This is a genomic window from Mycolicibacterium sp. TUM20985 (assembly GCF_030295745.1).
Classification (GTDB): domain Bacteria; phylum Actinomycetota; class Actinomycetes; order Mycobacteriales; family Mycobacteriaceae; genus Mycobacterium.
This window is the reverse complement of record NZ_AP027291.1, coordinates 1546225-1572288: the sequence shown is the minus strand read 5'-3', so window position 1 is coordinate 1572288 and position 26064 is coordinate 1546225. Positions and strand designations below refer to the sequence as shown.

Sequence of the window (26064 nt, the reverse complement as noted above, 5' to 3'; positions counted from 1 at the left end):
ATAGATGGCGGCAACGAGGTGGCTAGGCTGACGCCACGATGACGGAGAAGATGAGCACGGCTCAGCGTCTCGGCCGGGTCCTCGAGACGGTGACACATCAGAGCACACGGGTGACGACCACTCCCGAATACGGCTCGTGGATCCTTGGTCGCGTCTCCGAGAGCCAGGTCCGCCGGCGCGTTCGCATCCAGGTCATCCTCACGACGTTCGTGATCATTGCGAACCTGATCGGGATGGGCGTTGCGGCGCTCGTCGTGATCGTCGCCTTCCCCAGCCCGAACGTGTTCGCTCCGGACGTCCGGTGGATCACGTTCATCGCGGTTCCGGTCTATCTGTTCTGCGCGTTGATCGTCGGTACGTTCTGGGCCACCCGGCGCGTGATGATGAACGTCCGCTGGGCCATCGAGGAGCGCGAACCCACCAAGGCGGATCAGCACCACACGTTCTTCGCACCGTGGCGGCTGACGCGCGTACTGCTGATCCTGTGGGGCACCGGCACCGTCGTGTTCACCACGATGTACGGACTCGTCGACAGTCAGTTCATCCCGAAGTGGCTGCTGGGCATTAGCTTTCCCGGCATCGTCGTGTCCGCCAGCTGCTACCTCTTCACCGAGTTCGCGCTGCGCCCCGTGGCTGCCCAGGCCCTCGAGGTCGGCCCTCCGCCGCAGCGCTTCGCCCCCGGTGTCATGGGCCGCATCATGCTGGTGTGGCTGCTCGGATCGGGTGTGCCCGTACTGGGCATCCTCTTGGCCGCCATCTTCGCCCTGACCCTGGAGAATCTCACCCCCACCCAGTTCGCCTGGGCGATCGTAGTTCTCGCAGTCTTCGCGTTGGTGTTCGGCTTCATCCTGATGTGGATCCTGGCATGGTTGATCGCCACCCCGGTCCGGGTGGTCCGCGCGGCGCTCAACCGCGTCGAGCAGGGTGACCTGGACACCAACCTGGTGGTCTTCGACGGCACGGAATTGGGACAGCTGCAGCGGGGATTCAACTCGATGGTCGCCGGTTTGCGGGAGCGGGAACGGGTCCGGGACCTGTTCGGCCAACACGTGGGTCGCGAGGTAGCGGCACTTGCGGAGAAGGAGAGGCCCAAGCTCGGTGGCGAGGAACGGCCTGCCGCCGTCATCTTCGTGGACATCATCGGATCGACCCGGTTGGTGACGAGCCGACCTCCGGTCGAAGTCGTCGAGTTGCTCAACCGCTTCTTCGCCGTCGTCGTCGACGAGGTGGACAAGCATCACGGCTTGGTCAACAAATTCGAGGGCGACGCGGTGCTGGCCGTGTTCGGCGCCCCGGTGACACTCGAAAACGCCGAGGAAGAGGCCCTGGCCGCGGCCCGTGGCATGGCGGAGCGGCTGCGCGTCGAGGTGCCCGAGTGCGAGGCCGGCATCGGGGTGGCCGCGGGCCAGGTCGTGGCGGGCAACATCGGCGCCAAGGATCGCTTCGAATACACGGTGATCGGCGAACCGGTCAACGAGGCGGCCCGGCTGTGCGAGCTCTCGAAGACGGTCGACGGGCACCTCGTCGCCTCGTCCGCCGTCGTCGCCCGCGCATCCGAAGCCGAGAGCGCGCATTGGACTCTTGGCGAGACCGTCACGCTGCGCGGCCATGACGAGCCGACACGGCTCGCCGTACCCGTGTAGAAGCCGGGAACAGCTCCTCCCAGCAGTTAGGCTCTGACCGTTTCCCCAGGTGGGGCCCGGAAGTTGAGCATTGCCGAGAGGACAGACCTCATGTCGCTGGTACCGCGACGTCTCGCCTCCGCATTGGTCGTCTTGGGTGCCGTCACCGCAGTCGGTCTCGCGGCACCCGGCGCGGCGGAACCGACCAGCGACGGCGAATCGGCGGCGGCCGTCATCGACCAGCTGCAGAAACAGGGATATCCGGTGACGGTGAACGGATCCCCCGCCGGCGACATCTCACTGCTCACCACGTGCACCGTGACGTCGATTCACAATCCGGGCATGCCGACGCCCGACCCGACGAAGACCAGAGCGGTCGACGTCAGCGTGGCGTGTCCAATCACCCACGGCTGACTCACCTTCCACCGCGTCGCAGAGCGTCTCCTGCTGCCGCCACGGCGTCGTCGACGGTGGCATGGCGCATGGCCTCGTAGCCTGGCTCGTGGCGAATCACGATTCCCTGCGGATCGACGAGAAGGCCGATCTTGCCTTCCGCACGCAGCGCAGCGCTGGTGCCGGACAGCAGTTCTCGGGCGGCATCGTCGATGTCGTCCACCCTCGACACGTCGAGGATGGCCGCTGCGAACTCATCGCGCTCGCGGTCGATGGTGCGGGCCACCTGCTCGGCACCACTGAACAGCAGATCGCCGTGCGTCTCGTAGACCCGGATGCCGTCATGCGGTTCGTACACCGCCCGCAGCGTGGCACGCGAGTCGCGGGCCACCGTCAGGAAGTGCAGACCAAGTTGCTCGGACAGGCTGCGGCACAGGCGAACTCCGCGCACGCTGTTGCCCTTGGCATCCAGTAGAGGTGAGTACACCCCGATGCCGAGCTGGCCGGGAAGGACCGCGACGATGCCACCGCCCACCCCACTCTTGGCCGGCATGCCGACGGCGCTGACCCAGTCACCCGCCGCGTCGTACATACCGCACGTGACCATCACCGACAGCGTGCGCCTGACCACCGAGGCGTTGGTCACCCGCCGCCCCGTCAGCGGATTGACGCCGCCCCGGGCCAGCGTGGCCGCCATCCGCGCCAGATCGGTCGACGTGACCTTCAACGAACACTGCCGGAAGTACACGTCGAGCACGTCGTCGGGATCGTCGTCGAGGACGCCGAAACTCTGCAGCATGTAGGCGATCGCGCGGTTGCGGCTACCCGTCGCCCGCTCGGAGGTGTAGACGTCGTGGTCGAGCTCGAGCCGACGACCCGCACACGCCGAGTAGAACTCCGCGATCATCGCGAAGCGTTCGTCAGCAGAGCCGGCCGGAACCAGCGACACCGCCGCGATCGCACCGGCGTTGATCATCGGATTCTTCGGCCTCTTGGTGGTCTCGTCGACGCTGATTTCGTTGAACGCCTCACCAGAGGGCTCGACACCGATCTTGGCGTCGACGGCGTCCTGCCCGATCCGGTCGAGCGCCAACGCGTACGTGAACGGCTTCGAGATCGATTGAATCGTGAATTCGATTCCCGCGTCACCGCATTCGTAGACGAAGCCGTCGCCCGATGACAGCGTCAGGCCGAATCCGTTCGGGTCGACGCGCGTGAGCTCGGGGATGTAGCTGGCGAGCGCGCCCTCGGTCACCGGTCGGTGTTGGTCGAGGATGCGGTCCAGGTAACGCTGTACCAGTCGGGCCACGTTCGGATTCTAGGTTCTCGGCTACGGCTGCGGGTACGGCGCGAACCTGTTGTCGTAGCCGGACTTGCGGGTGGACAGCTGCGCGCCGCGTTGCGCCTCGGTGTAGTACACCGTGCCGGGGGGCAGCACGGTGCCCAACAGGTCCAGCGCCACCACCTGCGATCTCACCGTGGGCAGATCCGAGGAGTCGGGATCGAGATCCTGGAACCGCATGGAGATGGTCCCCTGGTCGAGGCCGCCCGTGGACACCCAGTTCGCCACACCGGGATCGGTCTTCGAGATCACCAACGTGTAGGTGCCGTCGGCGTTGGCGATCGCCTGCGAATCGTTCAGGCTGGTCTGTTGATTCCAGTAGTCCTTGGAGATGGTCCAGTCGTTGGTCACCGGCAGGACGAAGTAGCCGGCGTTGCCCGGATCGATCGTGACGACCAGTGCTTCGCCGTCGGCCAATTGGAAGTAGCCTGCGCTCTGCAGTTGCGTGGCAAGGAATTCCGCGTTGCGGGCGGGGTCCTTCAAGACGTTGGGCGGAATCCGTTGTCCGGTCACCGGATCGGTCGTGGCCACCGCCATGTAGGTGGCCTCGCGCTGAATTCCCAGCGCCATGATCACGGCGGCGACGGCGCCCCGCAGCAGCGGAGGCGTGTAGGGCAGCGGCGGTATCAATGACACCAACGTCGTGAGCGCCGAATTGCCCACCACAAGCGGTCCGAGACCGGGAATAGCGAACCCGCCGAGCTGACTGAAGAGGCTGTTCGGCGGGCCACCGATCCGCTCGATCGCAAGCGTCATCGGCACCTCGGCACCCCAGTCAGACAATGTGTTCCGGGTGGCGATCAGCGTCGAATCATTGGTCAGCTGAAGATGATTGGTCTGACCTGGTGCCGCGGCGTCGCGACTGACCGTGATGGTGAAGGTACCGTCCTGATCGACCACGAGGTCGCGACCGCCGAGGACCGACGCGGTGTTCCCCGACAGCCCGGTAAGGACGCTGAAGGTCGTATCGGCGGGCCGGTCGCCAGTGAACTGCCCACGGATGACGTAGGACGAGGCAGCGTTGACCCCCATGAACCGGTAGATCGTGTCGGGGTTGTCGTACAAGATCCGCGAACCGGGCACCGCCATCCCGTACCAGGTGTGCGGTGGCGCCACCTGCATGACGACGCTGGGGTCGTTGGAGTTCAGGATCTGCTGTTGGAACGCCGCACCCATGGCGTATTCGTTCACGGCAGCGTCGAGCTGGTCGAGGTTGCCCCGATCGGGACCGCCGACTTGGGCGAACTGTTGCTGGGCCGCCATGAGGAACCCGAACCGCAGGACCAACTGCATCAGCGCGACGGGCAGGGTGTTGACGGTGCGGGTGGCCAACCGCTCGGCGTCGAGTTGCTGCTGTGTCGCCAGCGGACTGGTCACGGTCACGGCCGCCGCCGGCGCTGCGGCCGTCATCGGCACCGCCGCGGCACTCACGACGGGGGCGGATGGGATGGAGACCTGACGCGTCGCGGTGTCAGCGGGCGCGAGCGTCTTCGGCGCGCTGTCGACCTGGCGCGCAGCGGCCCCCTCGCTCTCCCCCTCGGCCTGGCTCTCCTCGGCCTGGCTATCGGCGACCGCACTCTCGGCGGCCGCGGTGCTCGAGCGCTTGCTCTTCTTCGACGTCACCGGTTCGTCCGGCGTGGTAGCCGGTTCGGATGTCGAAGCGTCGTCCCGGGTGGTGTCCTCCCGAGCCGTAGCAGGCGCATCGGGCCGCACGTGGTCGGCGGTCGCGGTGGACTCGTGGGTGTCCGTCGAGGTCGAGGTCGAGGTCGAGGAGGCGGACGGGCCGGGCGACGAGCCGGACTCACCGTCGTCGGCGCACGCGGTACCAGTGACGCCGGCGATGGCTGCGCCGATCCCGAGCGCGACGGCCAAGGCACCCACCCGGCCGACGTATCGGGCGTGATTCGAGATCGACATCGACGCTCCACTCCGTTGTGGGTGACCTCTTGGACTGGTTATAGCAGCATCGGCGGCCGCCCGATGGCGATGGCAGCTACGGAACGAGAACCGTCTGCTGTTCGATCCACTTGCGTCCCGCCTTCGCCGCTCGGACCAAGGCTCCGTATTCACCGAAGTAGTCGGCGACGGCACCCACCGCAGGCAGCATGCCCAGATAGCGGAAGATGCGCCGCGGCCGCGGACGCTTGGCGATCTCCCCGCCGATGGCCCGCATCACCCCGGCGATCCGCCACAGGGCGGCCACGAAGGCGCCTGGCCCACTGCCTGCGTCCGGGGACTCCGGCTCTGCGGAGGGCTCGGCCTCGTCTGCGGCACCGATCTCGCGGTGACACATCACCGAGGCGAGGAGGCGGACCTGTCGTCCGTAGTCGTCGATGCCGCATTCACGGGCCACGGCGCACAACACGATGGCCTGACTGGCGAAACCGAGGACGTCCTGGACGGGCAGCCGGTCGGCCACCACGCCGAAGACCCCGGGGAACGCGACGATGACGGTGTCCACGGCGCCGACCCTGCGCACCCACCAGTGGACCCGATCGTCCAGCGTCATGCCCGCCCACGCCTGAGTACCGGGGACGTCGGCGGTGTTGAGCACCCAGGCCAACGCGTCGAGCGCCTTGTCCACCGAGCCGTCGGCGTCTCCGAGATGGTGGCTGCGGCCCTTCAGACCGAACGGGTCGACCCGGGACAGCACGTCGATCACGGGGTTGATGATCCGAACGGCACGGTCCAGGACGCCGGCTACGTCGGCATCGTCGATCTCGGCGGTGGGCATGGGGATGAGTGGCATGGCCAAATTCTCGCTCATGGCGCCGCGACCTACTCTTCTAAACGACCATGTCGATTCTCGATGCCACAACCTGTCGCGGAAGGAGCTGCATTGGATGATTGACCACTCCATCGACCTCGGCCTCCTTCGCGGACTGGCGGAACTCGAACGGACCGAGCGAGGATGGCTGCCCCACCGGTTGCCTGCCCGCGCCCGCGCTCAATGTCCCGATCCACAGCTCCGCGCGGTAGAGGCCCAACCCGCAGGGGTGCGGCTGGTCTTTCGCACCCGCGCCACGGTCATCGAACTCGATCTGCTGCGGACAACGGCAGTCCTCGTCGGAGTGCCCGATCGCGCAGACGGCACCGTCGACCTCCTGCTCGATGGGAAGTTGGCGCGGCAAGCGAGGACCACCGGCGGCGACGTCATGCGAACCGACCCGGCGTCGGGTCGGACCGAGATCGAGCGCGGCGCGCCGGGGACCGTGCGCTTCGACGCCTTGCCTGCGCACGACAAGGACGTGGCGATGTGGCTGCCGCATTACGAGCGAGTCGAACTCGTCGCCGTACGCACCGATGAACCGATCACTCGTGCGCCGACCGGGGAACGTCGAACCTGGCTGCACCACGGAAGCTCCATCAGCCAGGGTTCCAACGCGGCGAGCCCCAGCACCACGTGGCCCGCGCTCGCCGCGTCGCTTGGCGGCGTCGAGCTGATCAATCTCGGGTTGTCGGGTAGCGCGATGCTCGACCCCTTCACGGCCCGCACGATGCGCGACACTGCGGCTGACTTCCTCAGCGTCAAGATCGGCATCAACCTCGTCAACGCCGACGTCATGCGGGAGCGCGCCTTCGGCCCGGCGGTCCACGGCTTCTTGGACACCATCCGTGACGGACACCCCGACACACCGCTGCTCGTCGTCGGGCCATTGTCCTGCCCCATGCACGAACACACCCCCGGGCCGGTGACCTTCGACCTGGACGCCCTCGCCCTCGGCGAGGTCAGGTTCCGTGCGACCGGCGACCCCGCCGACACGGCCCGCGGCCGCCTTACCCTGTCCGTCATCCGCGACCAGCTCGCTCACATCGTGTCCGAACGGATGCTTGACGACCCCACGCTGAAATACCTCGACGGCCGAGACCTCTACGGCCCCGGCGACATCGACGATCATCCCCTTCCCGACAACCTCCACCCCGACGCATCGACCCATCATCTAATCGGTCAACGCTTCGCGCGGGTCGCGTTCTTGGCCTAGCCAATCAGCAGGCCATGTCGCAGCCCACCGCACCACTAGGTCAGGTCGACGGGCCGTGCTCGGAGCTTGGCGGCGATGCGGGCGAGCGCACGCCGGTCGGTGGCGTTGAGTGGGTCGAGCACGAACTCGCGCACCGTCCGCACGTGGATGGGCGCGGCGGCCACGACGACCGCGTAACCGCTGTCGGTGAGAGCCGCGATCGTGAAGCGACCATCGCTCGGGTCCGGCGATCGCTCCACCCAACCCTTGTGCTCGAACCGCTTGACGACGTTTGACAGCCGCGACAGAGAGCCGTTGGCGAGATACGCCAGCTCACTCATCCGCAAACTCCGCTCCGGAGCCTCCGAGATGTGGCTCAGCGTCAGGTAGTCGAAGAGTGTCAGACCAGCACCGCTCTGCAACGGCGTTTCCAGTCGACCCGGCAGCAGGAGAACCAGCGAGACCAGCCCGGTCCATGCCTCCTTCTCGTCGGCGGTCAACCAAAGCCCCTCGTCGGGGAGGTCTGCGCCAGGGTTCGGAGTCGAGTGCACATCGGCGGCCATGGGGCCATGCTATCTCGGACCACACTTCACCCGTGAAGTAACTACGTGCTATATTGAGTTCACGCTTGAAGTGATGCCTCAAGGCGCATCGTCTTCGGGATAAGCGCAATCGAAAGGACCCAACATGTCAACGACGGAGTTCTTCGCCACCCCCGGGTACGGCGACACTCAGCTGGCCAACATGCACTACCACCAGGCGGTCCGAATCGGCGACCGTGTCGAGACCTCCGGGCAAGGGGGTTGGGACGACGACTTCAATTTCCCCGAGGCCCTCGAGGACGAGATCGTTCGGGCATTCGACAACCTCGAGCGCACCATCGCCCTGGCCGGCGCTACCTGGGGTGACGTCATCGCCGTGGACTCGTTCCACATCCCCACTTCTAGCGACTCGATCGGAGACGATCACAACCGAGTCATGGTGGAGCAACTTCGCAAGCGGATGGGCGACCAAGCGCCCATCTGGACCGAGATAGGCGTCGCCGCCCTAGGGGCCCCGAAGATGCGTGTCGAGATCCGGGTTACCGCCATCGTCGGTCAAATATGACCGCCGACGTCGCGTCGCTGACCGCTTTGCTGACCGCGGATGACCTCGAGTTCCTCCGACGCCCCCTGTACGGATTCCTGACCGTTGCCGCAGGGCCACGACCACCCCAGCCTCGGCCGGTGTGGTTCGAGGCTACCGCCGAAGGCACGATCCAATTGTTCACCGGCCCAGATACTCTCAAGGTTCGTCACTTGCGCCGGGACCCTCGCGCCTCGATCGTCGTCGCCGCCCCGGTCGGTGAACGCGAACGGTGGGTGACGGTCACCGGCCGCACCGTCGTGGAACCCGACGGAGCGCGCGAACTCTCCGCGCGCCTCGCAGCGCGTTATTGGGACCTCGACGATCCGGCACGTTCCGGCGACCTCGCCGGCATCCTGGCCGAAGATCAGGTTCGCCTCGTCATCCACCCGGAATCCGTGAGCCGCTATGCGATGGAGTAAGCACCGTCACGTCGCCAGCTTCTCGTACTGTTCGTCGGTCACCACGTCGAGCTTTCTGCGTGCATGCCGGACCGCCCAGTAGGTGACGAGTAGAGCCAGAGCGAGCATCGGATACCCCATCGCGATTCGCGCGAAGGCCAACCAGCCAGTGGAGCCGGCATCATAGAGCCAGTCCTGGACGACGTACCTCGCGGCGAAGACCGCCACCAACGCCAGCGTCGCAATGTCGAACGCGTGGAGTGCGCCCTTCTCGGTGCGCCATGATTTCCGCTCACCGGCACTGGTCAGCACGTTCCAAATCACTCCCACCAGGGGCCGTCGCACCAGCACGGAGGCCGCGAAGACGACGGCCATCACCAGACTCACCCAGATGCCCGGCAGGAAAAAGCCTTCTGCTGATCCGGTGTAGAACGCGATCAGCGACGCGACCACCACACCCAGCAGTCCGGAGACAGCCGGCTGGATCGACTCTTTGCGGATTCTCCTCAGCACGATCAGCCCGATGCTGATGCTGACGGCCACCAAGACCGCCGCGTCCAACCCAGCGATCGCATTCGCGATCACGTAGGCGAAGGTCGGTACGGCGCCGACCACCAGTCCCGACACACCGCCCATCCGCTCGAGCAAGGTCGGTACCCGGTCATCGGTGACTGCCTCGGTCATGCCGTGAGCTCCTTGCGCCAAACGCCCAGGTGCTCGGCGAGGAATCGATCGACCAGTCGGTACATGTCGATCACGTTCTCCGGGTTGAGGAAACCGTGGCCCTCGTCGTCTTTGACCATGTACTCGACGCCGACCCCGCGGTCGCGTAGCGCCTCCACGAGGTTGTCTGATTCGGCCTTGACGACGCGAGAGTCGTTGGCGCCCTGGATCACCAGCAGCGGGGTGCGAATCTGATCCACCCGCGTGATCGGCGAACGGGCCAGCATGTCCGCCTCGTGCTCCGGAATGTCGGGGTCACCTACGAACAGGTGCCAGTTGTTGGCCAGGTGCGGCCGCGCGATGTCAGGAAGGGTCCGCATGAAATTCGCCAGACTGGAGATGCCCACGTAGTCGATTGCCGCCGCGAACACATCCGGGGTGAAGGTCACGCCGACCAGCGCGGCGTAACCGCCATAGGAGCCCCCATAGATCGCCACCCGATCGCGATCGGCAACGCCTTGCTCGACGGCCCAGTTCACCGCGTCGATGAGATCGTCGTGCATCTTGCCGGCGAGCTCGCCGACCGCCGCCTTGACGAATCCTTGGCCGTAGCCGGTGGAGCCGCGAAAGTTGACCTGCAGCACCGCATATCCACGGTTGGCCAGCAGTTGCACATCGGGTTGATAGCCCCAGGTGTCGCGCGCCCACGGCCCGCCGTGCACCGCGAGCACCATCGGCAGACCCTGCGGCTCGAGACCGACTGGCAACGTCAGGTACGAGTGCAGGTCCAGCCCGTCGCGGGAACGGATCGTGACCGGTGTCATGGGTGCCAGCGTCGCGGCATTCAGATGCGGGAAGGGGCGGAACAGCTCCCGGCTCTGCCCGGTGGTGTGATCGTAGAAGTAGGTCACGCCGGGTTGACGGTCGTGGGTGAAGGTGACCACCCAGAGCCGGCCTGCGTCATCGGAGGAGATCGCGGATACGTCGCCGTCAGACAGCTTTTCCAGATTGGCGAGCACGTCGGCGAATTCAGGATCCAGTGTGCGAATGACCTGTCGCTCACCGAGATAGCGCACCCCGAGTAGGTCACCCGTCCGTTGGCTGAGGATGAGGGGCGAGGGCAGCGTCGGAGAAACCGCGGCCCTCGGGTCGATGCTGAGGGTCGGATGGCTGTCGACGTCGGTCTCTTCGCCGGTGGCGATGTCCAGCCGTATCAGCGTCGTCCGGTCCGGGTTCCGGTTCGAGCCGAGCAGCAGGCCCTTGCCATCCGCGGTGACGGCCATGGGCCAGATCCCCACCGTGTAGTCGGCGCCGTCGTAGAGCGCAATGGACCGCAGGGTGCGCTCTGCCGGCTCCCAGGTTGACAGCTCGACGTCGCCCTTGACGGTGGTCGAGAGCGCGAACAGATCGCCGTTGCGGCTGGCGAACCACCCGGCGACCTTGCCGGGGTTCTCGGCGAGCAGGGTCAGTTCGCCGGTGGCGATGTCGAGTTCATAGGCGTCGGCGAGTTCCGGGGTGCGCCTGTTCATGCCGACCAGCGCCTTGCCGGGGCGTCCGGCCAGCAGTTCGAAATACGTCCGGACCCCGGGGAACGGTGTGAGGTCGACGGCAGCCGCTGACGGGTCGGTCAGATCGATGCGATAGACGTGCCAGTTCTCGTCGCCACCGTTGTCCTGGGTATAGAGCATCCACCGCGGATCGTCGGTCCACTGATAGTTGACCACGCTGCGGGTTTCGTCGGCGGTGATGCATCGTGCGTCTCCATCGGAATCAACGCTATGTACCCACACATTCAGGCGGTCCTTCCACGGCGCCAGGTAGGCGATCCTGGTGCCGTCCGGCGACATGGTCGCCAGGGCCCGAGTCGGAGAACGAAACAGATCGTCGACGGAAAGGTGTTCGTGTGTTGCCATGTCACCAGGACACACCCGGACGTTGCGGCATAGTCAAGTCCGGTCGGCGTGGGCCACACTGGAGCAGTGGCATGGAGCACCCGTGAAATCGCCGAGCTGGCAGGCACCAGCCTGCGGGCGGTGCGGCACTACCACCAGATCGGATTGCTCCCCGAGCCCGAACGGAACTCCAACGGCTACAAGCAGTACGGCGTCGCTCACCTCGTTCGGCTGGTGCGGATCAAACGACTCACCGATCTCGGATTCGCCCTCCCCCAAATCGCCGACATGGGCGACACCAGCGATCACCCAGAAGATGCCCTGCGGGCGTTGGACGCCGAACTCGCCGCCACCATTGCACGGCTGCAGCGGGCGCGTGAGGAACTGGGGCTGATTCTGCAGAGCTCGGCACCCACCGACCTGTCCCCGGAGTTCATTGCACCGGACACCGTGGCCACGTTGTCCGACGCCGACCGCTCGCTGGTCGTCGTCCTGAGTCGCGTGCTCGGACCGCGGGGCCTGCAGGTCTACGCCGACCTTCTGAAGGATGCCCCGGCCGAGCCTGCGGTCGCCGTCTTCGACGACCTACCGGCCGACGCCGACGAGTCGACCCGACAGGAGGTTGCCGAACACCTCGTCCCGCACATCCGGGCGGTGCGTGCGGCGCACCCCGGCTTGCCCGAAGCGCGAACCGACGCCCCTGGAGGGGCCCACTTCGCCGATGAGACCATCGCGGCAGCGGTAGCGGAGCTGTACAACGCGGCCCAACTCGACGTACTTCGCCGGGCGAATGAGCTCCTGCAGGCTTAGCGAGAGTCATGAGTCTGGTCAGGCTCGCCGCCGCGGGCAAACCAGACGGCGATGTCGGCGACGACGGCTTCATCGACGTGTTGCGCCGGTTCGTATTCGGCGGGTGTGGATGGTCCGGCGCCCGGAAAGAACAAGTGGTTGTCCGAATCGTAGATGCGGATGGTGACGTCGCTGCGATGAGTGAGGCCGGTCTGCCAGCCGACGAGGTCGTCGGCGACGGTCACCTGGTAGTCGCGTCCGCCTTGCACGATGAGCATCGGTTTGTCTAGCTCCGCGGCCATCGCGACCGGGTCATAGCTGCGTAGATCGCACCAATACGGGGCGGGGACGCCCAATGGCAACAGGCGGGCTGGTGTGGAAGGGGATAAGGCGGGGCTGTCGACCAGCGCGGCCTGCCCGGTAATCGTCTGCACTGCCGGATCGGTGGCGACGTCCGCCCCAGGCTCACGAAGGGCTGCGAGGTAACGAAACTGGCGCACCACCGCGTGGTGCAGTGGCTGTGTGGCGCCGGCCATGACGACCAGCCCCGCGACGGCCGGTTCGGCGGCTGCGATACGTGGGGCCACGGTGCCGCCCTGGCTGTGACCGAGCAGGAACACCCGCGCGGCGTCGACCGATGGGTGCTCCCGCAACAGCCGAACCGCCGCGACCGCGGGCCGCACGTATTCGTCGATCACGGTGAAGTCGATGACACCAGCCAGCGAATCGCCGTGGGTGTAGGTGACCTTGTCGAAGCGCAGCACCGCGATTCCCCGGCTCGCGAGGCCCCACGCGAGGTCCTTCATCACTTTGTTGCGGCCAAGTGTCGCGTCCCGGTCGAGCGGCCCGGAACCGGCGAGCAGCACGATGGCCGGCAGCCGACGCAGCGACTTCGGCAGGCTCAGCGTGCCCGGTGTCGCCAGCGGCCCGGAGTCGACCGTGACTTCGTGCTCGGTGAAGCTGGTCGGGTCCACGTAGGGCGGCGGTTGCCACGGTTGAATCGCTTCCGGCGGAGCGAACTGCAGACTCGCCACGCTGCCCGCTTTGTCGATCGCCATGACCACGGTGATAGCGCCGCGTTCACACGTCACGGGAATCTGCACGATCGTCTTGTTCGGACCGGCCGACTCACTCAACGGTGTACCGACCAGCGTGACCGGGCCGTGCGCCGCGATCAATCCCTGCCAGGGGGCCCGCAATGTGTCTGGCGAGACCAGCTCGCGCAGCGCCGGGACGAGCAGCTCGCAGACATCGGCGAACCGGCCCGCCTGCAGCATCTGCATCACCGTCATACCAGTCGTGACAGCATCCCGTTCCATCGCGAATCCCCTTGCTCGTGTCTGGCCTTCGCCGAGGCTCATCCATGGGTTCTGACCACTGCTCTACCAAAACTCAGCCCCCTAGCGCTGGCATCGGCAACGGCGCGAGCCGATACGTAGGTGGCTCGGAGCCGTGCAGGTGACGGGTGAAGTAGTCCCAGGTTCGTCGTAGGAAGTAGTGCTGGCGGCCGACCAGGGCGTGTTCGGCCCCCGGGATGAGCAACATGTCGAAGTCCTTGTCCGCCTTGATGAGTGCATCGACGAGGCGCATCGTCTGATAGGTATGCGCATTGTCGTCGAGCTCCCCGTGGATGAGCAGCAGCTTGCCCTCCAGATTGGCGGCCAGAGTTACGTTGGAGATGGCTCGCTTGCCCTCGTCGCTGGCGTCGCCGTGGTAGTGCTCGGCCCACATCGTCAGGTTCACGCCGTTGTCGTGGTTGCCGGACACCGCTACTGCGACTCGGTAGAACTCCGGGTACATCAGCAGAGCACGGGCGGCGGCGAAGCCGCCTGCGGATTGGCCGGTGATCCCGACCCGCTCGGTGTCGAGCCAGGGATACCGGTGGCCCAGTTCGCGGATGGCGCTGATGTGGTCGTCCAAGGCACCGGCATTGCCCATGTCACCGTAGGAGTGGTCGTGAAAGGCCTTGCTACGCCCCGCGGTACCCCGACCGTCTATCGCAACCGCGGCAAACCCTAGGGCGGCGTACGCCTCCGGCTCGCCGTAGTGCATCTCGTTGAACGAGGGGCCAGCCCGGAAGTTCTGCGGCCCGGGATAGACGTGCTCGATCACCGGATAGCGCCGTTGCGGATCGAAACCATGCGGTCGCCACAACAGGCCGTAGATCGGGGTCTTGCCGTCGGCGGCGGTCGCGCGGAACCGCTCGGGGGGACTCCAGCCGAGGGCTTCCAGGGCAGCCACGTCGGGAGATTCGAGCTCGACCAGAACCTGCCCGTCACCGTCGAGCACCTCCGAACGGGGCGGCTGGCTCGACGTGGAGGCTCGGTCGACGAGGTAGCCGCCCTCGTCTGGGCTCACCGCGTCGTGGTCGAGGTGGTCGTCGGTCAGTCGGGTGAACCCGGTGCCGTCGAGACCGATCCGGCAGATCTGGCGGACGTAGGGGTCGTGCTCGAGGAGCCCGCCCGCGAGGAACCACACCTGGCGCTGATCTTCATCGACCCAGAGCAGGCTGCGTACCAGCCACTGCCCCATGGTGACCTGCGTGACCTGTAGCCCATCAGCCGAATACAGGTAGAGGTGTCCCCAGCCGTCACGCTGCGACCACCACAGGATCTCGCCGGAGTCCAGTACCCGCACCATCGCCGGGTCGCCCAGCTGCGGAGTCGGGTCGACCCGGGTTTCACCGGTCTCACTGATCAACGTGGTGGTGACGCCGCTGGCGGGATCGAGACGCCGCAGCTCCAGTGTGCGGGCATCGCGGGCTTGACGCAGGAAGTGCACCGCCTCGCCCGCCTTCCCAGTCCACCACGCGTACACGATGGCAGTCGGGTGGGTGATTACGGTCGGCTCGTCCTGCTGTCGGACCACGGTGCGCTCGGCGACGTCCAGGACCGTCCACGACATCGTCGCTTGCGCCTCTTCCCCGGGCATCGGGTAGCGGGTGCGGTGCTCCACCGGGCGGCCTCCATCGCGGGGAGACGATTCGACGAGCACCAGTTCGGGCAGGTCGCGTTGGTCGATGCGCTGCACCAGGATTCGGGTCGAGTCCGGCGACCACGACACGTGGAAAAGCGGTGGCAGACCTAACAGTCGCATCAGCGCCCGCATCCCGGTGGCATCGGGCAACCCGCCGTAGTCGAACTGCGGCTCGGCATCGTCGGTGAGCGGGAACTCCTGCTCACGATCCAGACTCCGGACCCAGATGTTGCCGTCCCGGCGAAACGCCACCCAAGACTTGTCCGGGGACACCACCTCGCCGAACGGAGACGGTTCGTCACCGTCGAGCTGAACGCACGTGCCCGCGTCGTCCGACCACGCCCACCGCGACTCGAATGCACTGAACCGCAACGATTCTCCAACCTCGACGGCCGTGATGGGTAGGTCGGCGGCACTCACTGCGTGGCCAGACGCCAGCGACAGTGCAGCTGCCAACCGATCGTGGTCGAACGCGTCGCGGCGACCGCCACCATCGAGATCCACCACGATGAAGCGCGTCCCCACCTGATACCAAAATCGCTTACCCTCGGAAAACCACTGTGGCTGTATCGAACTTCCGGGCACCCGCCGCATCCGGTAGGGGGCGAGCATCTGCTCAGCACGCGCGTAGTCGGAGTCCGTCAAGTGAATCTGTGTCTGTGTTGTGTCGTTGAGCGTCACTATTCGATGGAACACCCGGACGTAGCGGCACAGTCAAGTGGTTGACTCCGCCGCAGCGTCACAGTTTCTGCTGGACGCATGCCACGAGTCGCGATCGTCTACCTCGGCTCGCACTTCCTGAGCCTGCTCGGCAACGGAATTCTCGCCGTCGCGTTACCCCTGATCGTCCTACAGACAGGCTTGAGCCCGTTGAGTATGGGAGCAGTCTCCATTGCGACGGCAGCACCAGCGCTGCTCGTCGGGCTGTTCGCCGGTGTCCTGTTGGATCGAGTCAACCGCCGATCGTGCTCGATACTCGCCGACGTCGTCTCGGCTGGCGCGGTCGGCGCCGTCCCGCTGGTCGACGTGCTCTGGGGCCTGAACCTGTGGTCGCTGATCGCACTCGCGATCATTGGCTCCTTCGGCGACGTCCCGGGAATGACTGCGCGGCAGGTACTCGCCCCGGCGGTGGCCCGACACACCGGCATGCCACTGGAACGACTGGTGGGCCTGCGCCAGTCGATGACCTCGATGGCACTGATCATCGGACCCGCAGCCGCCGGCACCTTGCTCACGCTGTTCGACGGCACAGCGGTCCTGCTCGTCACCGCGGCAACTTCCGGTGCCGCTGCGCTGCTCACCGCCGCCATGCCACATCGCCTTGGCGCCGTCGTTGCCAGCCCCCACCAACGAGACTCGCCGCGGGCGCAGTTCGGGTCAGGTGCCGCGGTGCTACGCCGCAGTCGTCTTCTGACCGGCACCGTCGCTCTGACGGTAGGCATGGCGGTGACGCTGGGCGGGCTGCAGGGCCTGGTGCTGCCACTGTACTTCAGCGCCATCGCACGGCCGGACCTGCTTGGATTCGTCCTGACCTCGCTCGCTGCCGGAATGCTAACCGGGACAACTATTTTCGCAATCATCGGCGCCAACGGGAAACGCTGGTCCTGGGTGTCCGCCGCACTGGCTGGGACGACGGCCGGCTTCGTGCTGATCGCGACGCTGGCCTCGCCGGCAGTGGTGTTCGTCGGTGCCGCACTGCTCGGTGTTGCCGTCGCCGTGCAGGGAGCGGTGCTCGGAGTCCTTCAGGCAGAACGCATCCCGGACGCGGTCCGCGGTCGGGTGCTCAGTCTGCAGAACGCATGCCTACACGTCGCTACTCCAGCGGGCATCGGCCTGGCCGGGGTCGTTGCCGAGTACGGTTCGCCCATCGCGGCCGGCCTCACCATCATCGCCGTGTGGCTAGTCGTCCTCATCACCGTCGCCCTGTCCCGAGCACTGGTAGACCTCGAACCTGAGGCCAAGTCCGCCGGCTATACGGCCGACGTTGCCTCGGCCAATCGGGTCGGGAGTTGAGGTAGGCCCACCGTGGCTCAGTGAGTTCCGCTCGTCGTTCACCCTCGTTACGCAGTGCCCCGTTTCTCCTGCTCGGCGAGGACCTCGCGGTGCTTGCGCTCGGTGTAGGCCACCTTGCCCATGGCTTCGGCCATCACGCGGTCGTCGGTGTCGTCGGGGTCCAGGTCGTGCAATTGCGCTTGGGCGACGACGTTCTTGCGATCGAACTTGACCAGTTCGGCTACCAGGGTCTCGCGCGACTTCCCACTGAGATCGGTCATGGCACCCGACCATAGGCGCGCTTGATGAACGACGTTGAGTCCGTTACCACCCGGAGGGGTTCCCGGTTCTCGACGACGGAAAGTGTTTTCCGGGGTCGCGAGCGCTCAGACATGCGGTGTCGTGGCACGGATGCCGGCGAGCACCACGTCAACGATGCGCTCCGCGTCCATCAGGGTGAAGGGTCGTATGCCGCGGTTGACGATCAGGCGTACCGGGCCGGAAAGCATCTCGCCGAGGAAGACGCTGTCGACCGGTGGCAGCTCGCCCCGGCCGACGGCGAGGTTCACCCGCCGCTGCGTGTCTGCTCCGCGTTGCTCGAGGATGTTGGCGACCGTCTGCCGAACCGCGGGGTTTTCTCGGGTGGGCTGCATCGCCAGTTCGAGCGCCCGGCCGAACGGCGTGTCCAGGCCCCCGGCGAGGGCCATCAGATAGTCCACCAGGTCGCGATGGAGGTCGCCGGTGTCGGCGATGGACGCGAGGTCCTCGGCGTACTGCAACAGCGCCTCGGTGACCAGCTCCTCGCGGTCGGGCCAATTTCGGTACACGCTGGTCCTGTGTACGCCGGCGAGCTCGGCGACCTCCTCGTAGCGGAAGCCCGCGATGCCGTCGCGTGCCACGAGCTCGGCCGTAGCGTCGAGGATTCGCGCGCGCACCCGCGCGTTGCGGCCGCCGGGGCGCCGCGCGGGCGGCCGATCGCTGCTCCGTTTGTCCATCGCGCCGCCCACCACACTCACATTCCGTTCTCTGCCCGGGACCGATTGTCGCCAGGTGCGGCGTTGCCGTGCAAGCCGATGATCGGTAGTGTCCTGATTAAAGCAACATTTTGTCTTTTTAAGCAGGGACGTCGCTCCGCCGCGGGTTCGGCGTCTGATCCGCCGATCCGATCGACCCCGACCTCAGCGAAATCTGGAGCGCACACTGAAAATCCTCATCTCGGGAGCCGGTATCGCCGGGCTCGCCTGCACACTCACCCTCGGCACCCTCGGCCACGACGTCACCGTCGTCGAGTCTGCCCGCCACCTCCGGGTCACCGGCACACCCATCGACATCCGCGGTGACGCCATCGAGGCCGTGAACAGGATGGGACTGCTCCCGAAGATCCAGCAGCGACGGGTCCGGATGTCCGAGCTCACCCAGTTCGTCGACAGCGGCGGCAAGCCGGTGGGGGGGATACCGATGGCGGAGATCAGCGACTTTGGCGACGACATCGAGCTTCTCCGTGAGGATCTCGTACACATCCTCGCCGATGCGCTCCCGGACACTGCCGTAATCCGCTTCGGCGACTCGATCGAGACACTGACCCACGGCGCCGGCGGCGTCGACGTACGTTTCACCGCGGGCCGCACCGGACGATATGACCTGGTGATCGGTGCCGACGGCCAACACTCCGCGGTACGCAGGCTGGTGTTCGGGCCCGAGAAGCACTTCCTGCGGCACCTAGGTGTCTACTTCGCCCTCGCCGATCTCCCCGGCGATGCGCAATCGGAGGGCACCAACTCGATACACAACGTGCCCGGCCGAATGGCAGGCATCTTCCGGTACAACGGCAAGGCCGTCGGGGCATTTCAGTTCCGCTCGGAACCGATCGCCTATGACCACCACGACCTGGACGCCCAGAAGGAAATCCTCCTCGACGCCTTCGCGGAATACCGCTCGTGGCGGATCCCGGAGCTGCTCGATGCCGCGCGCGCCGATCCTGATTTCTACTTCACCGCCGCGAGCCAGGTCCACCTGCCGGCCTGGCAACGCGGCCGCGTCGTCCTCGTCGGGGACGCCGGCTACTGCCCGGCCTACCTGTCCGGTCGGGGCACCTCACTTGCGCTCACCGGCGCCCGCTTCCTTGCCGAAGAACTCGAAGGGTGCGGCAACGACCACGCCACCGCGTTCGCGCGGTACGAGGCCCGGCAGCGCCCCTACGTCACCCTCGCCCAGAGTCGTGCTTCCAGCGGCCGCGACCGCATGCTGCCGACCACGTGGGCGGCCATTGCCGCCCGCAACGCGGCGCTGAAGGCACCCGGTGCCGACCGCGGTGCGCCGGATCCTTCAACCGTCGACGCACGGTAGAGAACTCGTGGAAGACACGAAGGAGACATCCTCCCCCGACGCCCGAGAGCACCACTGGAGCAAACGGCTCATCGTGTGGGCGACCGTTCTCACCCTCGCCAACGTCTTATCCGACGTGGTCATCGGCTCGCCGATGATGGTCCTGCCCCAGTTGCTGGAGCACTTCGACACCGACCAGGCCGCGTGGCTGAATGCCAGTGCAATGCTGGCCGGGGCCATCTGGTCGCCGCTGCTGGCGAAGAGTTCCGACATCTTCGGCTCGCGCCGGATACTCATCGAAACCCTGCTCCTGGCAGGCGTGGGGGCGCTGGTCTGCCTCGTCGCCCCCAACGTTTGGATCTTCCTGATGGGGCGCTTCCTCCAGGGCGCCGCCTTCGCCGCGATCTTCCTCACGGTGGCCCTCACCCGCCAGATCTGCCCCCCGCGGGTGGCGATGGCCGTGGTTGGACTCGTGACGTCCGGCTCGTCGATCGTCGGGATCGTCGAACCGTTTCTGATGCAACCGGTCATCGACGTATTCGGGTACCGAAGCGTGTTCATCGTGGCGGCGCTGCTCGCGGCGGTGGCCGCGCTGAGCGTGCGTTCCTTCATCCCGCAGTCGCCGGTCCGCAACACCGGCCACATCGACGTGGGCGGGGCGCTCCTGCTCGGCGGCGGCCTGGGCGCGGTGCTGGCCTACCTCAGCCTTGGCGGTGACTTCGGATGGCTGTCCGGGGGCATGATCACCTTGGCGGCGGCTGGTGCCGCCGCGTTGGCGGGTTGGGCCGTCCTCGCGCTGCGGGTCGACGAACCCATCATCGACATTAAGGCGCTGAGCCGCCCGATCTTGCTGACGCTACTGGCCCTGGTACTGGCGGCAGGCTCCTTCCGGAGCATGCTGCAATTGATCAGCATCGTCGCCCAAGTGCCCCCCGACGCGGGGCTCGGTTACGGGCTGGGCGACGGCGAGGCGATCGCAGTCCTGTTCGCGGCGGCCAACTTCGGGATCGCCATCGGTGGCATCGGCGCCGGATGGATCGCAGGGCGGTGCGGTCCTGCACTGCCCCTCCTCGGCGGAATCGTCCTCGGGATGGTGGCGACCTTCGCGATGCTGGCGGGCGTATCCGTCCTCCCGTTGGCGATCACCTGCAGCGCCATGCTCGGCATGGCCGCCGGTGCGATCGGCGCCTCCGGTTACAACCTCGCGACCAGCCTCGAAGCCCCCCAGCGGCAGGGCACCATCGCCGGTGTGGTGTCGGTCGTGATCGCCCTCAGCTCGGTCGTCGTCAACTTTGCCGGGGGTGAGGTGCTCAAGGCGACCCAAATTTCTGGCACCTCGACCGACGATGCCCCCGCGAGCGCGGCGACCGGCGTTTATGTCTACGTCGTCATGGCAGGAGTGCTCTTCGTCCTCGCTGCAATGCCGGCGATCATGCTGATGCGAAACCCGGCGGCGGCATCTTCGGAGACGACACCGCGATCAGCGGAGGACCGGCTGCGTTCCAGTGCAGCTGAAAAGTAAACGCTCACAACGGTTCGACCAATGCGAGTTCGGCGGCGTTCGGCGCAAGGGCCGCCCGGCCCGCGCTCGAAACGGACGCCGTTCTGCAAATCGATCACACTCATGACGCTAGCCACCAGCTGCGATGCTCGGTGAGCGCCGCGAGGCGAGATGCGCACGCATGGCGGGAATGCCCACACGTGCGAGGATGATGACGCGGTCGGCCCGCGTCGACCGGATCGGAGTCGGGTGATGCTTCGACCGCATCAGGTGGTGGTCCTCATACTCGACGGGGCGCTCCCGCTGGACGTCGGGATCCCGGCGGAAGTGTTCCATCCGGAGTCGGGGTATCCCTACGAGGTGTCGGCCTGCGGGGTCACCGCCGGAACGGTGCCGTCCCACGGGGGCTTCGGCTACGCGGTCCCGCGGGGCCTGGATGCATTGGCCGACGCGGACACGATCGTCGTCCCGGGGTATGCGCCGGCGGGTCGGCCGATACCGGTGGAGGTGCGCGAAGCGCTCCGGACTGCCGCATCCCGCGGGACACGTATCGCGTCGATTTGCTACGGCGCATTCGCCCTCGCGGATGCCGGCCTGCTCGACGACCTGCGGGCGACGACGCACTGGGATGCGGCGGAGAAGCTCGCGAAGCTTTATCCGCAGATCACGGTCGAGCCGAACGTGCTCTTCGTCGACGAGGGATCCGTCCTCACCTCGGCGGGGGCCGCCGCCGGTCTAGACCTGTGCCTGCACATCGTTCGGCGCGACCTCGGCGTGAGCGCGGCGAACGAGATCGCACGAGGACTCGTCACCGCGCCCTATCGGACCGGGGGTCAGGCCCAGTACTTGCCGAAGACCAGCTCGGCAGCCCAGGGCGAAACCCTCGCCGCGACGCGGGAATGGGCCATGGCGCGGCTCGACCAGCAGCTCACGATCGCCGGACTCGCCGCACACGCGCAAATGTCGCCACGCACGTTCCTGCGCCGCTTCGCCGACGAGACCGGCAGCACCCCGCTGCAGTGGATCCTGCGGGCGCGGGTCGACACCGCCCGCGGACTCCTCGAGAGCACGAGGCTGTCGGTCGACCGCATCGCGGACCAGGTCGGGCTGGGAACCGGATCGAACCTCCGACTGCATTTCCGCCGGCTCCTGGATGTGTCCCCCTCGGAGTACCGCGCCACCTTCGCCGGGCGGAGTTGATCCGCTACGAGATGCGGCGGGGAAGCGCAACGGTCTCGCCCGCCACGTCGATCGCGAACTTGCCGCGGAGTGCATAGGACCGCCTGTTCTCCAGGAGTTCATGAGCCTCGCCCATTCGCGCGAGCGGAAGAGTCGCGCCGATGACGGGCTTCACGAGACCACGCTCGACCATTGTGGTCAGCGCGTCCAGCTTTCCTCGGTTCTGTCGTGTGAAGACGAAGTGATAGGCGGCGTTCTTGCCCCACGCGTCGATGAGGTTCTGCGGTTGCGCGATGTCGACGATGCTGACGACGCGTCCGAAGTCGGCGAGCGCCAGCGGGCTTCTCGTGAGCGCGTCGCCACCGATCGTGTCGAAGACGACGTCGACCCCCTTGCCTCGCGTCATCTCGGCCACGGCGTCGACGTAGTCCGCGGACGTGAAGTCGATCGCCGCATCCGCTCCGAGGGAGCGCACGAACTCGTGGTCGCCGGCTTTTGCGGTGGTGATCACGCGTGCGCCGATCGCCGTCGCGATCTGGATCGCGATCGTGCCGACACCGCCCGCGCCTCCATGGATGAGGATCGTCTCCCCCACGGTGAGCTGAGCTCGGGTCACTAGGGCTTCCCAGACCGTTCCGCCGACAAGGGTCAGGCTCGCCGCCTCCAGGTGACTGAGGTTCTCGGGCTTACGGCCGACAAGGTCGACGTCGGCGACGTGCTGCTCGGCGTAGGAGCCGGGGCCGCCGAAGATCCGGGGCGTGTAGTACACCGCATCGCCGACCCGGAAGTCGGTCACGTGGGATCCGACTTCCTCGATCACGCCGGAGATGTCGTGCCCGATGATCGCCGGGAGCGGCACGTGATCGGCGTAGTCTCCGCGACGGATCTGGAGGTCGAGCGGGTTGACGGCGGTCGCATGGACGCGCACCCGTACCTGGCGAGGTTCGACCTTCGGTACGGAGACCTCGCGCAGCTCGAAGGCGTCGGCACCGCCGAAACGGGTGAGCACGACGGCCTTCATCAGATCAGTCATATCGGTGTTCCTCATCGTGGTTCTGGGCGCGCGACGTGCCGGGACGGGCGGTTCTCCCTCAGTGTCGCGCGCACGATCCAGTCACTTCTAGTGGCGACAATGCCAATATCCGCGAGGATAGTGACACACAGCTGCACGGCGCTCCGGAGTGCTCCTTGGGGGATGCCGCGGTGACGATCGCCGCGATCTCCAGCTCGAATCCAGATACAAGGTGTACGAGGGCCACGTCACCACGGCCCCGTCCGCCACCACCGACCGGTGATTGCACGGCCGATTCGCACAAGTCTGTTCTGTCGTCGCTGCTGGTGAGGCCACGAAGCAGCAGGGGACTGCCCCCAGTTCAGTTGACGGGCGGGGGTCGCGATTCAGGCCGCGTGAGCGACGCTCTTGATTGACTCAAACTCGACGGAGTGAGCCGCCCGAGGCGGCGTTGCCGCCGCATTCGGCGGTAGTCCAACCGCCATGCGGCTGTCGAGAGACAACTCGGAGAGGTCGAAGTCCGCAACCCGAGCAATGAGCGCAGCATGAGAACCTACAGCGGGTTGGCGGGTGTCCGGCGACACTCACATGTCGGTTTTCCGCTAGTGCTCGCGGAGTCCGCGTGTAAGAGTCGAACCATGCACGAAGACTTCGACCGGTGTTACCGGGCCGTCCAGTCGAAGGATTCCCGGTTCGACGGCTGGTTCGTGACGGGCGTCCTCACGACTCGGATCTATTGCCGGCCCAGCTGTCCCGTGCGGCCTCCGTTCGCCCGCAACGTCCGCTTCTACCCGACAGCCGCGGCGGCGCAGCGAGAGGGGTTCCGGGCCTGCAAGCGCTGCAGGCCCGACGCCTCTCCCGGGTCGCCCGAATGGAATGTGCGCGGTGACGTCGTGGCGCGCGCCATGCGGTTGATCGCCGACGGCACCGTCGACCGTGAAGGGGTGACCGGACTGGCCACCCGAACCGGGTACACCACGCGGCAACTCGAACGCCTGCTGCAGGCCGAGGTCGGCGCGAACCCCCTTGCGCTGGCCCGTGCGCAGCGGACGCAGACCGCCCGGATACTGATCGAGACGACGGAGCTCCCGTTCAGCGATGTAGCCTTCGCCGCCGGCTTCTCCAGCATCCGCCAGTTCAACGAAACGCTGATGTCGGTGACGGCCTTGACGCCGACTGCGCTACGCCAGCGTGCGCGAACACGTTTCGGCCCCGGCAAGTCGGCGGGTGCGGGTGTGGTGGTGCTGCGTTTGCCGGTCCGAACGCCGTTCGCCTACGAGGGCTTGTTCGGTCATCTCGCGGCGAGCGGCGTGCCCGGGGTCGAGGAATTCCGCGATGGCGCCTACCGCCGGACGTTGCGGCTCGCGTCCGGCAACGGCGTCGTCAGCCTGACCCCGCAGCCGGACCACGTCCATTGCGAGCTGACGCTCGACGACTTCAGGGATCTGTCGTCGGCCATCGCCAGATGCCGCCGACTGCTCGATCTGGACGCCGACCCCGAAGCGGTCGTCGACGTGCTCGGCCGTGATCCGCAGATGACGGCGCTGGTCGCCAAGGCGCCGGGTCAGCGCATCCCACGGACGGTCGACGAATCGGAACTTGCGTTGCGCGTCGTCATCGGACAGCAGATCTCGGTCAAGGCCACGCGAACGCATGCCGGTCGTCTCGCGCGAATCTACGGATCACCCGTCGACGATGCCAAAGGCGCTCTCACGCATACGTTTCCCAGCGTGGAACAGCTCGCCGACCTCGACCTGACCCACATTGCCTTCCCCAAGTCCCGGCAGCAAACCTTCATCACGATGATCCGCGCCTTGGCCGACGGGGACGTCGCCCTGAATCCGGGCTGCGATTGGAACCGTGCCCGTGAGCAGCTGCTTGCCCTGCCCGGGGTGGGGCCATGGACGGCAGAAGTGATTGCGATGCGCGCCCTTGGCGATCCGGACGCGTTTCCGGTCACCGATCTCGGCGTGCTCGCGGCGGCGAAGGCCATCGGCTTGCCGGCGGATCCGCGGGCTCTGACCGAACACAGCAGCCGCTGGCGGCCGTGGAGAGCATATGCGACCCAACACCTTTGGACAGCGCTAGACCACGAAGTCAACATCTGGCCGCCCAAGACGGCCGCGAAGGAGAAGTAATGGAGACCCTGCATTACCGCACTGTCGACAGCCCCGTGGGGCCGTTGACCCTGGCAGGCACCGAGGGCCGCCTGCGGCACCTCCGGATGGTCGACCAGACCTATGAACCCGATCGAGTGGGCTGGGAGCCCGATCCCGTGATGTTCGAAGACGTGGTCCGACAGCTGGAGGCGTACTTCTCCGGTGACCTGGTCGACTTCGATCTCCACCTCGACATGGTGGGCACGGATTTCCAGCGTCGCGTGTGGACTGCGTTGACCACCATTCCGTATGGCGAAACTCGCTCATACGGGGAGATCGCCCGTCAGATAGGCGCACCGGGAGCATCGAGGGCCGTCGGGCTGGCGAATGGGCACAATCCGATCGGAATCATCGTCCCGTGCCACCGCGTCATCGGGGCGAACGGCAGCCTGACCGGTTACGGCGGTGGATTGGAGCGGAAGAAACAGCTGCTCGACATGGAGAAGAATCGCGCGTATCCCGTCGCGACACTCTTCGATTAACTAAGTAAGACATCTACATATAGAAATGCCTGAGGCCCCCAAAATGAATTGGGGGCCTCAGGGCTTAAAGGGTGTTCGGCGGTGTCCTACTTTTCCAACCGTATGGTTAGTATCATTGGCGCTGGTAGGCTTAGCTTCCGGGTTCGGAATGGGTCCGGGCGTTTCCCTACCGCTGTTGCCGCCGTAACTCTATTTTATTTTCAGCCCCGTGTTATTTGGTGGTGGGGTGTGGTCTGTTCGTTTCGTGAA

At 66.4% G+C, this 26064-nt stretch carries 23 protein-coding genes and 1 rRNA gene; 12 read left to right on the top strand and 12 right to left on the bottom strand.

Annotated features, from left to right (window positions below):
• Nucleotides 1-38 precede the first annotated feature (38 nt).
• Together QUE68_RS07755 and QUE68_RS07750 are read left to right on the top strand one after the other, a co-directional pair.
• The gene (locus QUE68_RS07755; protein WP_284225402.1) at nt 39-1643 is read left to right on the top strand and encodes an adenylate/guanylate cyclase domain-containing protein; all 1605 of its coding nucleotides are present in this window, start codon (nt 39-41) and stop codon (nt 1641-1643) included.
• A gap of 90 nt (nt 1644-1733) precedes the next feature.
• Nucleotides 1734-2036, top strand: a complete 303-nt coding sequence (locus tag QUE68_RS07750) for a hypothetical protein (protein ID WP_284225401.1) — start codon at nt 1734-1736, stop codon at nt 2034-2036.
• 1 nt (nt 2037) lies between these two features.
• On the opposite strand, the gene glsA is transcribed toward QUE68_RS07750, so the two are convergent.
• The 3 genes from glsA to QUE68_RS07735 form a co-directional block, all read right to left on the bottom strand.
• Nucleotides 2038-3324 carry a glutaminase A gene (glsA, locus tag QUE68_RS07745; protein ID WP_284225400.1) on the bottom strand — a complete coding sequence of 429 codons (1287 nt, stop codon included), beginning with the start codon at nt 3322-3324 and terminating at the stop codon, nt 2038-2040.
• A gap of 21 nt (nt 3325-3345) precedes the next feature.
• Nucleotides 3346-5274, bottom strand: a complete 1929-nt coding sequence (locus QUE68_RS07740) for a hypothetical protein (RefSeq protein WP_284225399.1) — start codon at nt 5272-5274, stop codon at nt 3346-3348.
• 76 nt (nt 5275-5350) lie between these two features.
• Nucleotides 5351-6124: a hypothetical protein gene (locus tag QUE68_RS07735; protein WP_286275386.1), complete on the bottom strand. Its 774-nt coding sequence runs from the start codon at nt 6122-6124 to the stop codon at nt 5351-5353.
• A 76-nt stretch (nt 6125-6200) separates the two neighbouring features.
• Here QUE68_RS07735 and QUE68_RS07730 point away from each other — a divergent pair, with 76 nt between their 5' ends.
• The gene (locus QUE68_RS07730; protein ID WP_284225397.1) at nt 6201-7340 is read left to right on the top strand and encodes an SGNH/GDSL hydrolase family protein; all 1140 of its coding nucleotides are present in this window, start codon (nt 6201-6203) and stop codon (nt 7338-7340) included.
• A 35-nt stretch (nt 7341-7375) separates the two neighbouring features.
• On the opposite strand, the gene QUE68_RS07725 is transcribed toward QUE68_RS07730, so the two are convergent.
• A complete protein-coding gene (locus QUE68_RS07725) occupies nt 7376-7882 on the bottom strand; it encodes a MarR family winged helix-turn-helix transcriptional regulator (RefSeq protein ID WP_284225396.1) in 507 nt (168 codons plus the stop codon).
• Nucleotides 7883-8006: 124 nt separating this feature from the next.
• On the opposite strand from QUE68_RS07725, the gene QUE68_RS07720 reads away from it, so the two are divergent.
• Together QUE68_RS07720 and QUE68_RS07715 are read left to right on the top strand one after the other, a co-directional pair.
• The gene (locus QUE68_RS07720) at nt 8007-8426 is read left to right on the top strand and encodes a Rid family hydrolase (protein WP_284225395.1); all 420 of its coding nucleotides are present in this window, start codon (nt 8007-8009) and stop codon (nt 8424-8426) included.
• Complete coding sequence (locus QUE68_RS07715) at nt 8423-8866, top strand: pyridoxamine 5'-phosphate oxidase family protein (RefSeq protein WP_284225394.1); 444 nt, start codon at nt 8423-8425, stop codon at nt 8864-8866. The genes QUE68_RS07720 and QUE68_RS07715 overlap by 4 nt, the downstream gene beginning before the upstream one ends.
• Before the next feature lie 6 nt (nt 8867-8872).
• Here the strand turns inward: QUE68_RS07715 and QUE68_RS07710 are convergent, their stop codons facing one another.
• Nucleotides 8873-9529, bottom strand: a complete 657-nt coding sequence (locus QUE68_RS07710; protein ID WP_284233424.1) for a DUF3159 domain-containing protein — start codon at nt 9527-9529, stop codon at nt 8873-8875.
• Nucleotides 9526-11421 (bottom strand): S9 family peptidase, encoded by a 1896-nt coding sequence (locus QUE68_RS07705; protein ID WP_284225392.1) that lies wholly within the window; start codon nt 11419-11421, stop codon nt 9526-9528. The genes QUE68_RS07710 and QUE68_RS07705 overlap by 4 nt, the downstream gene beginning before the upstream one ends.
• A gap of 66 nt (nt 11422-11487) precedes the next feature.
• Here QUE68_RS07705 and QUE68_RS07700 point away from each other — a divergent pair, with 66 nt between their 5' ends.
• The gene (locus tag QUE68_RS07700) at nt 11488-12210 is read left to right on the top strand and encodes a helix-turn-helix domain-containing protein (RefSeq protein ID WP_284225391.1); all 723 of its coding nucleotides are present in this window, start codon (nt 11488-11490) and stop codon (nt 12208-12210) included.
• Here the strand turns inward: QUE68_RS07700 and QUE68_RS07695 are convergent.
• Together QUE68_RS07695 and QUE68_RS07690 are read right to left on the bottom strand one after the other, a co-directional pair.
• Complete coding sequence (locus tag QUE68_RS07695) at nt 12207-13550, bottom strand: alpha/beta hydrolase (protein WP_284225389.1); 1344 nt, start codon at nt 13548-13550, stop codon at nt 12207-12209. The genes QUE68_RS07700 and QUE68_RS07695 overlap by 4 nt on opposite strands.
• A 31-nt stretch (nt 13551-13581) precedes the next feature.
• The gene (locus QUE68_RS07690) at nt 13582-15777 is read right to left on the bottom strand and encodes a S9 family peptidase (protein WP_349816895.1); all 2196 of its coding nucleotides are present in this window, start codon (nt 15775-15777) and stop codon (nt 13582-13584) included.
• A 147-nt stretch (nt 15778-15924) separates the two neighbouring features.
• Between QUE68_RS07690 and QUE68_RS07685 the strand changes: the two genes are divergently transcribed.
• Complete coding sequence (locus QUE68_RS07685; protein WP_284225387.1) at nt 15925-17178, top strand: MFS transporter; 1254 nt, start codon at nt 15925-15927, stop codon at nt 17176-17178.
• A 47-nt stretch (nt 17179-17225) separates the two neighbouring features.
• Here QUE68_RS07685 and QUE68_RS07680 read toward each other — a convergent pair whose 3' ends face one another.
• Both QUE68_RS07680 and QUE68_RS07675 read right to left on the bottom strand, forming a co-directional pair.
• Nucleotides 17226-17438, bottom strand: coding sequence for a hypothetical protein (locus tag QUE68_RS07680; RefSeq protein ID WP_284225386.1), 213 nt, complete (start codon nt 17436-17438; stop codon nt 17226-17228).
• Between the two features lie 105 nt (nt 17439-17543).
• Complete coding sequence (locus QUE68_RS07675) at nt 17544-18152, bottom strand: TetR/AcrR family transcriptional regulator (protein ID WP_284225385.1); 609 nt, start codon at nt 18150-18152, stop codon at nt 17544-17546.
• Between the two features lie 154 nt (nt 18153-18306).
• Between QUE68_RS07675 and QUE68_RS07670 the strand changes: the two genes are divergently transcribed.
• From QUE68_RS07670 to QUE68_RS07660, 3 genes are all read left to right on the top strand, one after another.
• The gene (locus tag QUE68_RS07670) at nt 18307-19503 is read left to right on the top strand and encodes an FAD-dependent monooxygenase (protein ID WP_349816693.1); all 1197 of its coding nucleotides are present in this window, start codon (nt 18307-18309) and stop codon (nt 19501-19503) included.
• Nucleotides 19504-19510: 7 nt separating this feature from the next.
• Complete coding sequence (locus QUE68_RS07665; protein WP_284225383.1) at nt 19511-21004, top strand: MFS transporter; 1494 nt, start codon at nt 19511-19513, stop codon at nt 21002-21004.
• 231 nt (nt 21005-21235) lie between these two features.
• On the top strand, nt 21236-22183 hold the full coding sequence (locus QUE68_RS07660) for a GlxA family transcriptional regulator (protein WP_284225381.1): 948 nt from the start codon (nt 21236-21238) through the stop codon (nt 22181-22183).
• Between the two features lie 4 nt (nt 22184-22187).
• On the opposite strand, the gene QUE68_RS07655 is transcribed toward QUE68_RS07660, so the two are convergent.
• Nucleotides 22188-23195: a zinc-dependent alcohol dehydrogenase family protein gene (locus tag QUE68_RS07655; RefSeq protein WP_284225379.1), complete on the bottom strand. Its 1008-nt coding sequence runs from the start codon at nt 23193-23195 to the stop codon at nt 22188-22190.
• A 617-nt stretch (nt 23196-23812) separates the two neighbouring features.
• Here QUE68_RS07655 and QUE68_RS07650 point away from each other — a divergent pair.
• Together QUE68_RS07650 and QUE68_RS07645 are read left to right on the top strand one after the other, a co-directional pair.
• Nucleotides 23813-25312, top strand: a complete 1500-nt coding sequence (locus QUE68_RS07650) for a DNA-3-methyladenine glycosylase 2 family protein (protein WP_284225377.1) — start codon at nt 23813-23815, stop codon at nt 25310-25312.
• Complete coding sequence (locus tag QUE68_RS07645; protein ID WP_284225375.1) at nt 25312-25815, top strand: methylated-DNA--[protein]-cysteine S-methyltransferase; 504 nt, start codon at nt 25312-25314, stop codon at nt 25813-25815. Before QUE68_RS07650 ends, QUE68_RS07645 begins: the two co-directional genes overlap by 1 nt.
• Nucleotides 25816-25888: 73 nt before the next feature.
• On the opposite strand, the gene rrf is transcribed toward QUE68_RS07645, so the two are convergent.
• Nucleotides 25889-26001, bottom strand: a 5S ribosomal RNA gene (rrf, locus tag QUE68_RS07640).
• Nucleotides 26002-26064: the final 63 nt, after the last annotated feature.